The organism is Pediococcus sp. EKM201D (assembly GCF_011800215.1).
GTDB lineage: Bacteria > Bacillota > Bacilli > Lactobacillales > Lactobacillaceae > Pediococcus > Pediococcus pentosaceus.
In genome coordinates, this window is record NZ_JAALFK010000003.1 from 24692 (window position 1) to 37371 (window position 12680).

At 37.6% G+C, this 12680-nt stretch carries 13 protein-coding genes; 1 reads left to right on the forward strand and 12 read right to left on the reverse strand.

The features are described 5' to 3' along the window. Positions 1 to 40: 40 nt before the first annotated feature. Positions 41 to 391, reverse strand: a complete 351-nt coding sequence (locus HFC68_RS05085; RefSeq protein WP_002834372.1) for a hypothetical protein — start codon at positions 389 to 391, stop codon at positions 41 to 43. Positions 392 to 403: 12 nt separating this feature from the next. Further along, a complete protein-coding gene (locus tag HFC68_RS05090; RefSeq protein WP_011673574.1) occupies positions 404 to 817 on the reverse strand; it encodes a DUF948 domain-containing protein in 414 nt (137 codons plus the stop codon). Positions 818 to 946: 129 nt separating this feature from the next. Here HFC68_RS05090 and HFC68_RS05095 point away from each other — a divergent pair, with 129 nt between their 5' ends. Next, positions 947 to 1792, forward strand: coding sequence for a mechanosensitive ion channel family protein (locus HFC68_RS05095; RefSeq protein ID WP_002834374.1), 846 nt, complete (start codon positions 947 to 949; stop codon positions 1790 to 1792). Positions 1793 to 1878: 86 nt separating this feature from the next. Here HFC68_RS05095 and HFC68_RS05100 read toward each other — a convergent pair whose 3' ends face one another. The 10 genes from HFC68_RS05100 to HFC68_RS05145 form a co-directional block, all read right to left on the reverse strand. Continuing rightward, positions 1879 to 2475 carry an XTP/dITP diphosphatase gene (locus HFC68_RS05100; RefSeq protein ID WP_002834375.1) on the reverse strand — a complete coding sequence of 199 codons (597 nt, stop codon included), beginning with the start codon at positions 2473 to 2475 and terminating at the stop codon, positions 1879 to 1881. An 11-nt stretch (positions 2476 to 2486) separates the two neighbouring features. Further along, the gene (gene murI, locus HFC68_RS05105) at positions 2487 to 3284 is read right to left on the reverse strand and encodes a glutamate racemase (RefSeq protein WP_011673575.1); all 798 of its coding nucleotides are present in this window, start codon (positions 3282 to 3284) and stop codon (positions 2487 to 2489) included. 141 nt (positions 3285 to 3425) lie between these two features. After that, positions 3426 to 3737, reverse strand: coding sequence for a thioredoxin (gene trxA, locus HFC68_RS05110; RefSeq protein WP_002834378.1), 312 nt, complete (start codon positions 3735 to 3737; stop codon positions 3426 to 3428). 87 nt (positions 3738 to 3824) lie between these two features. Then, positions 3825 to 6182, reverse strand: coding sequence for an endonuclease MutS2 (locus HFC68_RS05115; protein ID WP_011673576.1), 2358 nt, complete (start codon positions 6180 to 6182; stop codon positions 3825 to 3827). 86 nt (positions 6183 to 6268) lie between these two features. Next, on the reverse strand, positions 6269 to 6556 hold the full coding sequence (locus HFC68_RS05120) for a DUF1292 domain-containing protein (RefSeq protein ID WP_002834381.1): 288 nt from the start codon (positions 6554 to 6556) through the stop codon (positions 6269 to 6271). Between the two features lie 10 nt (positions 6557 to 6566). Continuing rightward, entirely contained in the window at positions 6567 to 7007 is a 441-nt protein-coding gene (gene ruvX, locus HFC68_RS05125) for a Holliday junction resolvase RuvX (RefSeq protein ID WP_002834382.1), read from the reverse strand. After that, positions 7007 to 7288 carry an IreB family regulatory phosphoprotein gene (locus HFC68_RS05130; RefSeq protein WP_002834384.1) on the reverse strand — a complete coding sequence of 94 codons (282 nt, stop codon included), beginning with the start codon at positions 7286 to 7288 and terminating at the stop codon, positions 7007 to 7009. Before HFC68_RS05130 ends, ruvX begins: the two co-directional genes overlap by 1 nt. Positions 7289 to 7380: 92 nt before the next feature. Continuing rightward, positions 7381 to 10026 (reverse strand): alanine--tRNA ligase, encoded by a 2646-nt coding sequence (gene alaS / locus HFC68_RS05135; RefSeq protein WP_011673577.1) that lies wholly within the window; start codon positions 10024 to 10026, stop codon positions 7381 to 7383. Positions 10027 to 10300: 274 nt separating this feature from the next. Further along, complete coding sequence (locus HFC68_RS05140) at positions 10301 to 11662, reverse strand: DEAD/DEAH box helicase (RefSeq protein ID WP_002834388.1); 1362 nt, start codon at positions 11660 to 11662, stop codon at positions 10301 to 10303. A gap of 14 nt (positions 11663 to 11676) precedes the next feature. Beyond that, positions 11677 to 12612 carry a bifunctional oligoribonuclease/PAP phosphatase NrnA gene (locus HFC68_RS05145; RefSeq protein ID WP_011673578.1) on the reverse strand — a complete coding sequence of 312 codons (936 nt, stop codon included), beginning with the start codon at positions 12610 to 12612 and terminating at the stop codon, positions 11677 to 11679. Positions 12613 to 12680: the final 68 nt, after the last annotated feature.

Sequence of the window (12680 nt, forward strand, 5' to 3'; positions counted from 1 at the left end):
TGAAAACTAGCAATAGCTACTAGTTTCCATCTTTTTTTATTTATTCTTGGATTTTGTGAGGCATAAATACCTCAGTGGGTTTTTCATATGGAGTCGCTTCTGCCATGTTATCAATAACTAAATCTTCATCCATCTCTTCTAAATCAGGATTAAATTTATTGTTAGCACGATTAGCTAATTCCATTCCTCGTTGTTTTAAATCATCTACAGATGAAACTGCTCGATCTTTAAGCGTAGCTGTATCAAAATCATTGGATTCCATGAAATCATCAAATTTCTCAATAGCAGCTTCCTTAAGTTGTTGAGGTGTTGTATCTGTTAACTTAATTGCTGCTGCAGTAGCAGCTGCTCCACCCAAGATTACACCTAGTAAAAAACTACTCTTTGACATACTGATAGCCCCCTATTTATTCTTAACTTTATGGTTCTTATACATATTCATAGCACCTTTACCAACATTCATGGCTGTGGCTACTTTACCGGTATTCTTGCTTTTTCCAGTATGGTTTACCCGACCAGCTAAACGACGAGTTGCTTGGTTTAAATCCGATGTACTTTCACTCAAGTCAGCAACTGCTTGGAACAATGGATCGATGGTAGCGACTTTTCCGTTAACATCTTCTAAAAGTTCGTTCGCATTTGCCATAATACCTTCAGCTTCATGTGATATAAGATCAACATCCCGTGTGATCACTGCCATACTACGATTAATCTCTGATAATGTTTTAGAAGCATTCACTAATACTAATCCAATGAATAGAACTAAAATAAGCAATGCTACTGCAGCAATAATTGCAGCAATTCCGCCTCCTGTCAAATGATCCCCTCCTGTTCGTTTATGACTACAGAATAGCATTACAAATAATTAAGTGCAATTAAAACCCCTACTTATTCGCTACAAAATTCTGTTAGAATAGTATTATTACTGAAAGGACGATTTTTATTTATGAAAAACATGCTTACTATTGCAGCAGGCTTCCCATCATTAAAATCCAGCTTTACTCATATTGATTGGGAAAAAATTGGTGTAGCTTTTATGGAACATTTTTTCCAACTCGTTCTAATCACCATTATTTTCTGGATTATTAATCGGATTGGTAAACATATCATCCGTAATAGTTTTCAACATCACGATCCAATTGAAAAACAATCCGCTCGTTCACAAACCGTTTACGCAGTGGTTAAAAATATTTTCAAGTATTCCGTCCTATTCTTTTACGTCTATACTATTTTATCAAATTTAGGAGTACCAGTGGGCACTTTATTGGCCGGTGCTGGAATCTTAAGTGTTGCGATTGGTCTCGGGACTCAAGGGATTGTGTCCGATGTTATTAACGGCCTAACTATTTTAATTGAAGGCCAACTACGTGTTGGTGATAGTGTTACGATTCAATCCATCGATGGAACCGTCGTTTCAATCGGTTTACGAACCATTGAACTTCAAGCACTCGATGGTACTTTACATTACCTACCGAATCGCTCCATTTCAACAATTTCAAATCATTCTCGCGGAAGTCAAACTATTTCCATCTTTCTACGAATCAGTGATCCGTTTGAAATTGACCGTGCTAAAGACTTGTTGCGTGACCAACTAGCTTCGATTAAACAAGACACCGATAAAATTAAAGCTACTCCCATTGTTCTCGCTCCTGTAGTCGAAAAGACTTACGGATATCTGGGAGTTCAAATCTCTGCCAAGGTTAAGGCCGGCTATCAAACTCCGATGAAAACTATGATTTTGGATCGTTGTCTACGAACTTTAGCCCAAGAACAAATTAAAATTCAAAATTAGTAAAAAAGTATGCCATCTTATAATCACCCAAAGTTAGATCCAATTCACTCTACTACGGGTTCAATGTTGATGGCATACTTTTTTATTTATTCCCAGAATTTATCAAAGTTTACTAATAAATCTTCAATTGCTAATGCACGATGGCTAATTTTATTTTTCTCTTCACGCGTCATTTCAGCTAAAGTTTTATTCTTTGCTTCCACAAAAAATAAAGGATCATAACCAAAGCCGTTGTCACCGCGCGGAACAGCAAGAATTCGTCCTCGTAGATTTCCATTTGCCACTAACTCACTTCCATCTGGTTTGCGCACAACTACGGTTGAATGAAACGTTGCTGTACGTTTTTCATCTGGAATGCCACCCAATTCGCTAAGAACTTTGGCATTGTTAGCTGCATCATTGTGATCACCGGCGTAACGCGCCGAAAAAATTCCTGGGCGTCCATTCAAAGCATCGATTTCCAAACCTGAATCATCGGCAAGGACTGGAATACCAATTGATTTAGCGTATCCGTCTGCTTTTAAACGGGCATTTTCTTCAAACGACAAGCCATTTTCAACTATTTCAACGTCATCATTAATATCTTTCAGCGATTTTACAACAATGCCCTTTTGTTCAAAAATTTGTTTAAATTCTTTTAATTTTCCATCATTTTTCGTGGCAATCAAAATTTCATTATTCATTCTAATTTCTCCTAGTCAATTTTAACTTCTTCAACTCTTAGATCTTGATTTAAGAATGTCCGCGCTATTTCTTCAAAATTCTTAATATTACCCGTTGAATAATATTGATCCTGCGCTTTAGGACCTTCTGCATGTTGAAGCGCTTGTTTTGTTAAAATTTCAATTAATTGGTGAACGGTCTCCACTCCTGGATCTACTAAAGTAACATCAGGCCCAACGGCTGCTTGGATACCTTCTTCTAAAAGCGGAAAATGAGTGCAGCCTAAAATCAAAGTATCAATTTGATCTTGCCTAAACTCAGCTAGTTTTTCATTCATAACTTTTTGAGCTGCCGTTGTATGAAGTTCATTTTTTTCAGCAATTTCTACAAATTCTTGGCATGCTACCGGATAAGCGCGTAATTTGGTATTAATTTCAGCTAAAGCCTTTGGGTAAGCCTCAGATTTAATTGTGCCTAGTGTAGCAATAACTCCAATTTTTTGATTTTTAGTTTGCCTATTAGCTGCAATTGCGCCAGGTAAAATCACCCCAATTACTGGGATGGGTAATTCAGCTTGTAAAACCGCTAACGCCGCGTTGGTCGCAGTATTACATGCAATCACTAGCGCCTTAATATTTTTAGTCATTAAAAATGACGCCATCTGTCGTGAAAATTCAACGACTTCTGCTGTGGGACGAGGACCATACGGCATTCTTGCTTCATCTCCAATAAAGATAATTTCTTCATTAGGTAACAGTTTTTGAGCTGTTTTGACAACTGTCAGACCACCGACGCCTGAATCCATAAAACCAATTGGACGATTATCCATTTTAATTCCCCCACTAAATAAAATTATACATACATCCATAATACTAAATTTCAGTACAAAAAGGGAGCATGTTACCCACCTAACTCTATAAAAAAAGAAACCAATTATTGATAAATTGGTTTCTACTTAACCTCAATTTAATTAAATGTATTGGTCTAAAATCTTAGCTAATTGTTCTTTAGAATGGTATCCCACGATTGAATCAACGACTGCTCCGTCTTTTTTTACCAAGAGTGTTGGGATACTCATAATTCCAAAGTTTCTTGCTGTTTCAGGGTTTTGATCAACATCCATCTTAGAAAATGAAACTTTATCGCCCATTTCATCAGCAAGTTGTTCAACTACAGGTGATTGCATCCGACAAGGTCCACACCATGTAGCCCAAAAATCAGTTAGTGTTACGCCAGTATTTGTTTTTTCTTCAAAATTTGCATCTGTAATAGCTTCAACCATTCTAATTACCCTCTTTCACAATTTGTTACGTTAACTATACCAGTCTTTGCGTAGCAAATGAAATAATTAGCTTACATTTTATAAGGATTATTTAAAATGAACAATCGTGGCACCATTTCCACCAGCATTCGCAGGTGCGTATTCAAAAGCTTTAATTCGACGATTATTCTTAAGATACTTGGTAATCCCACTTCTAAGTGCCCCAGTTCCTTTTCCATGAACAATCGTTACCTCGTCATAACCTGCTAACAAAGCAGCATCAATGTAGCGATCGGTTTCAGTCAGTGCTTCTTCATAACGTTTTCCACGTAAATCTAAGGTTGTTTTAACTCCCGCAGAAGCCGTTCTTTGAACTGAGTTATGAACTCGTCGCTTGACCGTCTTATCCGGTTTAACTTTTTCCAGTTCATCAACGGCAACCTTCATTTTCATAATTCCCATTTGGACTTCCCAATGTTTTTTATCAACTTGCCGAAGAAGTTCCCCACGTTGTCCATAAGTTAAGACCACTACTTCATCATTTTCATGGAATTTTTGAGCTTCTTTAGCACGTCGTAAAACTTTATTACGTTTAAGGTTAGTATCCTGATGAAGGGCGTTAATTTTACTTTTAGCGTCGATTAAATCATTTTCCTTAAAACTTCCTGTGGAATGTTCTAACTTACGTAGACGTTTAATAATGCGGTCTGCTTCGGCCTGACTATCATTCACAATTCGGTTTGCATCTTCTTTAGCACTCTCAATTAAATTGCTCCGTTGCGAATTTAGGCTATCGACTCCCTTGACCAAGGTTTGGTGGTACTCCTCGGCTTGTTTAAGTAATTCCACAGCTTGTTGATTAATTTTTTGAGCTCGTTTTTGACGAGTCGTTAAATCTTTAATCATATTGTTCAAATCTTGGCTATCTTGGTCAACTAGCCCCCGAGCTTGACTGATGATATCACTATCTAAACCTAAACGTTTTGAAATTTCAAAAGCGTTACTCTGACCAGGAATTCCTAATAATAACTTATAGGTAGGCTGCAAGGTATCAACATCGAATTCCATACTAGCATTAATGGTACCCATTCTTTCATATCCATAAGTCTTTAATTCTGGATAATGGGTGGTAGTCATTGAAACAGCCCCCGTACTGCGAACTTTATCTAAAATAGCAATCGCAAGTGCAGCCCCTTCTTTAGGATCTGTTCCGGCACCCAATTCATCAAATAATGCCAAGGAACGTTCATTTAAATTGCCTAAAATTCGAATTGTATTATCCATATGGGAAGAGAACGTACTCAAATTTTGTTCGATGGATTGCTCATCCCCAATATCAGCAAATATTTCCTCAAAAATCCGAACCGTACTATTCTCATTAGCTGGAATAAACATTCCCGACTGTGCCATTAATTGAAGGAGTCCCACCGTTTTTAAGGTGATGGTCTTACCACCGGTATTAGGTCCAGTAATCACGAGTGTCTCATACTCTCCACCTAGTCTAATATCGTTGGAAACTACCTTTTTTTGGTCAATCAAAGGATGCCTTGCTTCTCGTAGGTTAATTTCATTGGACGCTGAAATTTGCGGTTCAGTTGCTTTTAGTTGATGAGCATACTGGGCCTTAGCATTTAGTAAATCTAAATGGCCCAAAATGCGACTATTATCTTTTAATGTATCTGTGTAAGGAGCTACTAATGCACTAAGTTCTTGTAAGATGCGTTGCTCTTCATGGACTTCTGCTACTTGGTTTTGTCGTAATTCATTATTCAAATCCACTACTGATTCAGGTTCAACGTATAATGTTTGTCCTGATGAACTTTGATCATGGACTACTCCACCAAATTTAGAACGATATTCAACACGAGCTGGAATAACATAGCGTTCGTTTCGGATAGTCACGATTGGTTCACTTAAATACTTAACATTATTTCCACGTGTGAATTTTTCCATTCGTGAACGCACATCACTCTCGATACGGGTAATGGAAGCACGAATCCGTCTTAGTTCGCTTGAAGCGGAATTCAACAAATGACCGTTTCCTTCAATTGAATTACTTAAACGTTCTTCAACTTCAGGAATAGTTACTAGTTGCTCAATCACTTGATCTAGTGCAATGATTTCAATTTCTTCATTTTCTAAATCATCGAAAAAGTTAATTACCGTTCGTGTAGCTCTTAGAATTCTACCAATTTGAGCCAATTCTTGACCGTTTAAAGCAGCATCAATCTTCAAACGTTGAAGTGCCTCTGTCACATCTTCAAGCCGCGGAACTGGAATACCATTCTTTAAACGATAAATATTAACTGCATCTAGTGTTTGTTTTAAGGCGTTTCGTACTTCAGTTTCATCGCTACTTGGTACTAGCTCACGTAACTCTTTTGTTCCATTTTCAGTAGCTATAAACTGCCGAATAGATTGTTTAATCTTGTCATACTCTAAAACATCTAAAATTTTCTTATTCATATCAATCTCATTTCATTTCAAATCAAAAACGGCCCGCTCGCCGATAGATAATATCTCATCGTCAAACAAGGACCGTTTCTAGGAAATTAATCTTGGTCTTGATCACCAAGGAATGTATTCAAGACTTCTTCGACCATATCCCATTCTTCATCAGATTCAATTGGAATCAATTCCCCTTCACCTAAGTCGTGATTTTCATCAGGCATAAAGGCATAAGCTTGAATATCAACCTCTTCATCTGCTTCTGCTTCTGATGGGTAAAGTAAGACGTATGAACGACCATAGTCCTCTGAATCAAACGTAAATAGTACGTTATACAATTCTTCATTTCCGTGTTCGTCAACAAGTGTAATTTTTTGTTCTTCGTTATCCATATGCTTGTCCTCACTTTAATCTATCGATTAATTTTCCATGTCCGTTTAAGTAGTTTTCTAAAATCAGGCTAGCTGCTAATTTATCAATCACTTTTTTTCGCTTTGAACGAGAAGTATCTGCTTGCTCAATCAACATGCGCTCAGCTTCCACAGTCGTTAGCCGTTCATCTTGAAAATCGATGGGTAATCCAAAAGTTTCTTCCAATAACTTACCATAGTTACGTGCTGCTTCAACTCTTGGTCCCTCAGTGTTATTCATATTTTTAGGCAAGCCTAATACGAAACCTACAACATCATATTCTTTTACTAATTCTTTAACGCGTTCAATCCCGAAGATTTCTTCATCTTCATTGATTGGAACAATCTCGACACCTTGAGCAGTCCATCCTAACTGATCACTAACTGAAATTCCGACTGTTCTTGAACCGACATCCATTCCCATTAATCTCATTAATTTTCTTCCTTTTTGCTATCAGCGATTTGTTCAGATAGATAGTATCGAACGAGTTCTTCGATAATCTCATCGCGCTGATGTTTCCGAATCAAATTACGAGCATCATTCAACCGTGGAATGTATGCCGGATCACCTGAAATTAAATAACCAACGATCTGATCAATAGGGTTATATCCCTTCTCTTCAAGAGCATCGTAGACTGTTTTTAAAGTTTCTCTGACATCGTTTTGCTTATTATCGCCAAAGTCAAAGAACATTGTTTCATCAAGTTTTCCCACTGTTAGCACCCCTCTTCACATACTAGTCCTAATTTTACTTTATTAGCACCTAAATCACAATGAATGGAGCTTCTCGTAACTAACTCGTAATATTATCCATTTTGACTTTCTAGCCATTCTCGAGCGGCTTGCAAAGCAGCCTTGATATTATCCGGATTAGAACCACCGGCTTGAGCCATGTTCGGACGTCCACCACCGCCACCGTTTACTTTAGGTGCGATTGCTTTGATTAAATCTCCTGCTTTAAGACCTTTTTTAACAAAATCATCTTTGACAGCAGCAATTAAATTAGCCTTTTCACCAATCTTAGCAGCTAAGACTAGGACATCGGATTGATCTTTATTTTTCCAATCATCAGCCATTTGACGTAATTGATCCATTCCTGAAACTTGAACATCAGCAGCAATTAAACGCACTCCGTTAATTTCCACCATTTCATCGCCGATATTAGCAGCTTGGGATTTAGCAATCTTAGCTTCTAATTGGCTAATTTTTTGTGTCAATGCTTTAACATTTGATTGAAGTTGTTCAGTCTTAGTAGGAACATCTTTTAATTGAGCACTCTTCAAAAGACCAGCTGTTTGCTTCAAAAGGTTTTCTTCAGTATTTAAGAATTCAAGTGCGGCCTGTGAAGTTACAGCTTCAATTCGGCGAACGCCAGCTCCCACACCGGATTCTGAAACGATCTTAAAGAGTCCAATTTCATTAGTATTCTTGACATGGGTCCCCCCACAAAATTCTTTTGAATAATCGCCAATACCAACAACGCGTACCTTTTTACCATATTTATCATTAAACAAGGCAATGGCGCCCATCTTCTTACCAGTTTCAAGGTCCGTTTCAACCGTTGTTACTGGAATTTCATCATAAATTTTTTCGTTAATAATTTTTTCGACCCGATCCAAGTCTTCGTTAGTTACTTGTCCAAAATGCGTAAAATCAAAACGTAAATAACCTGGTTCAACTAACGAACCTGCTTGTTGTGTATGATCGCCCAAAATATCACGTAGCGCTTGGTCTAATAAATGAGTAGCTGTATGGTTCTTTTCAACTTTCAAATGGAAAGCTCGGTTAACTTCTAATGTATAAGCTGCTCCGCTGTGCATCTTCTTTAAAGCTTTAATAGTATGCAAGTTTTGACCATTAGGTGCATGTTGAACATCAATCACTTCCGCCACAATTTCGCCATTGGCATCCCTAATTTCACCTTGATCCGCAACTTGTCCACCCATTTCAGCATAGAAAGGTGTGATATTAAATAAGACGCGGGCTTCACCCGGTTCTACAATATCTGTTAATTTCCCATCCTGAATTACATTTTCAAGGATTGCATTATCAACTCGAAGAGTATCATAACCAACATATTTACTTTCAGTCTTTAAATCCGTTAATAAATCAGATTGAACTCCCATTGATTTTTCTGTTGATCGAGCCGAACGGGCACGTTCTTTTTGCTTCTGCATTTCATCTTCAAAGCCTGCTTCGTCAACTTTGAGCCCCTTATCACTAGCATATTCTTTAGCTAGTTCTAGTGGGAAACCATAAGTATCGAACAAACGAAAGGCATCAAATCCAGAAATTGTGTCGGAGCCCTTAGTCTTAGTTTCATCAATAATTGTATTTAAAAGTTCTAGTCCGTCTGTAAGTGTTTCGCTAAAACGATCTTCTTCAGATTTAATAACTTTGGCAATATAATCCTGATCAGCCAACACTTCTGGATAGTAATCCTTCATAATTTCGCCTACAACTGGAACCATCTTGTAAAGGAAGGTTTCATTTACCCCCAGTTGTTTACCATGCATAACCGCACGACGTAATAAGCGACGAATAACGTATCCACGTCCCTCATTAGAAGGAATAGCTCCATCACCAATAGCAAACGTAATAGCCCGTGCATGGTCAGCAATTACCTTAAATGAGATATCACTTTCTTTATTTTCTCCATACTTTTTACCACTAAGTTTTTCAACTTCATGGATAATTGGTAAGAATAAATCTGTTTCAAAGTTAGTGGGGGCATCTTGGAAAACAGAAACAACTCGTTCTAATCCCATCCCCGTATCAATATTTTTATGTGGAAGTGGTTCATAAGTTCCATCTGGCTTATGGTTAAATTGTGAAAATACAATATTCCAAATTTCAAGCCAGCGTTCATTTTCTCCACCAGGATAATTCTCTGGATCGTCATCTTCAAGATTATTAAACGCTTCACCGCGATCATAGAAAATTTCTGAATCAGGACCACTAGGACCCTCACCGATATCCCAGAAATTGTCTTCCACTTTCACAATATGGCTAGGATCAATTGGTGTTTCTAACCATATTTTTTTAGCTTCTTCATCCTTAGGATAGACGGTAACATACAATTTTTCTGGGTCCATGCCATACCATTCTTTGGATGTTAGCAATTCCCAAGCCCAATGAATAGCTTCTTCTTTAAAATAATCTCCTACTGAAAAGTTACCCAACATTTCAAACAAAGTATGGTGACGAGCCGTATGACCCACATTTTCAATATCATTTGTTCGAATACTTTTTTGTGAACTTGTTAGACGAGGTACTTCAGGAACCACACTTCCATCAAAGTACTTTTTCATGGTAGCAACCCCAGAATTAATCCATAACAAAGTTGGATCATCTTGCGGTACTAATGAGGCACTGGGTTCAATGATGTGACCTTTACTCTTGAAAAAATCTAAATACATTCGACGAATTTCACTACTTGACTTTCTTTCCATTATTTCCTCCTAAAATAAAAAACACCATTGCGTGTAAAATAATAAAGACGCGACTGCGCGGTACCACTTTACTTGCAACGATGTTTAATCGTATACCTCTTAAGTCTCATTAACGCTGAGAAAACGATTCATTAACTTGAGTAGCATAGAAACTTCCCTTCACCCTTCACACCAGCCAGAATGTCTCTTGCACTAAGGGGTTAGCTCCTACATATCTCAAATGATTTTAAAAATATTACAGCTAATTATAGAAAATCAACTTTAAAATGTCAATTTATCTTCGCTTATTTCGTGATTGTTTTATCTTAGCCTTTTTGGCTTCACGAACTGCTTGATGTTGTTCCATACGACGATCACGAATTTCTTTTTCTGAAATTGCTTTGCGAATTCGACGCTTGTAACCTGGTTTAACCTTTTTCTTCTTTTTCTTAACCATCCCAATCATGGTTGGGTCAAGTTTCTTTTGACTCAGACGACGCGTCTGACGACGATCACGATCGTACGTATCAACTAATTCGTTGTTTCGAATCTGTTGAGGTAAGAATGTAATTCCCATCTTTTCGACATCAGCTACTTTGTCTTCTTCATTAGGCATATATAAGGTAATTGCGGTTCCTGACATACCATTTCGACCAGTACGACCCACTCGATGGATAAAGAATTCAAGGTCTGTCGGAATATCATCATTAATTACTAGTGAAACTCCATCAATATCGATTCCACGAGCAGCCAAATCAGTTGCTACAACGTATTGATAACGAAGACGATGAATATCCTTCATAATTCGTTTACGTTCACGTGGTTGGATACCACCATGAATTTTAGCAACATCGAGTCCCTGAGCTTTAAGATAATCGGTCAACTCATCAGCACGTTCCTTAGTGTTGGTGAAAACTAAAGCTAGATAGGGCTCTCCCATAGTCAATAATTTATAAATTAAATTATTTTTGCCAGAACTCTTAGTTGAAATCAAGATATTCTTGATGGTAGGGCTAATAGTTGTTTCGGTAGGAATCTCTTCAATTACCGGATGATCCATATACTTCTTCAAAAATACATTTAGCCGTTGTGGAATGGTAGCTGAGAAAACCAAAATTTGCAGCTTAGATGGCATTGCAGCAGCAATTTGATCTACCGCGTTTAAAAATCCCATATCTAAGGTCATATCAGCTTCGTCAATAACCATATACTTCACTTGACGGAAGTTCAAGGCCCGTTCCTTTAACAAGTCCAAAACTCGTCCTGGTGTACCAATGATGATAGCTGGTTGATGATGTCCTAATTTTTCAACTTGACGTTTCTTATCAGTTCCACCAACGTAATTGCCAATTTCAATCTTAACTTCTGAAGCTGAGGCTAATTGCTTAGCATCTTCATAAATTTGATAAGCCAATTCACGACTAGGTGTCGTAATTACTGCTTGAATTGCATTTAATTCCGGATCGATATTGTTAAAAATTGGTAAAAGAAAAGCATGGGTTTTACCACTCCCCGTTTGAGATTGTCCGACAACACTCTTTCCATCAGCAATAAGTGGAATCACTTTATCCTGTACAGGGGTAGGTGTCTTAAAATTAATCTCATCTAAAGCCGTCATTAAAAATGGTTTTAGATTAAACTTCTGAAATTCGTTCATTAAATACTCCTTGTCTAAACCAATTGATCTAATTCACTTACAATTTGGTTAACTTCTTCAATGTTAGCTGCCTTCGCACCACTAGCTAATGGATGACCACCGCCGTCGTGTTTCTTTGCAAGTTCGTTGATCACTGGACCCTTTGAACGAAGTCGAACACGGTAAGAGTGATCATCTTGTTCAACAAAAATTGCCCAGCATTTAACCGTTGTAATATGACCTGGTAGTGAAACAATTCCAGCTGTTCCAGCGTCCTTCAAATCAAACTTATCCAAAGCTTCTTTACTTAAAACAATATGGGCAGCCCCATTAGCCTTAATTTGAAGGTTGTCATATACGTATGATGATAAATGAGCTACTGATTCTGGTATTTCGTCTAACGTCTGATTAACAGCTACCATGTCAAAGCCAGTTTCCATTAAACCAGCTACTACACTATGCGTATGTGCACTAGTAGCTGCATACATAAAGCGTCCAGTATCTCCCACGATTCCCGCATAGAGATCTCTAGCCGCGTCTGCTGTCAGCGTTAATTGGTCCTTGAAGCGATTATAGAAATCAAAAACTAATTCTGAACTACTTGATGCTTCTTCTTTTACCCACATCAAATCGCCAAATGGGTCATCATTCGGATGATGATCAATTTTAATTAGGAACGCCCCGTTCTCAAAGCGACGATCGTCAATTCTTGGTGAATTGGCCGTATCAATCACTATTACCAATGCATCATCGAAGAAATCACCTTCAATTTCATCCATGTTACCCAACCAACTCAAACCATCGATTTGTTTTCCAACCACTTTGATTTGTTTATGGGGAAAAGATGCTTGTAAAATTTTGGCGAGTCCAACTTGTGATCCAATGGCATCGGGATCGGGACGTTGATGACGATGAATAATAATTCGGTTATATTTTTTGATTTGTTCTAAAATTTTTTCAAGTGTGTCCATTACAGCCTCATTTATCCTACTCATTAAATTTTTATCAATATAAGTTTAATACTTTATTATTAGCGCTC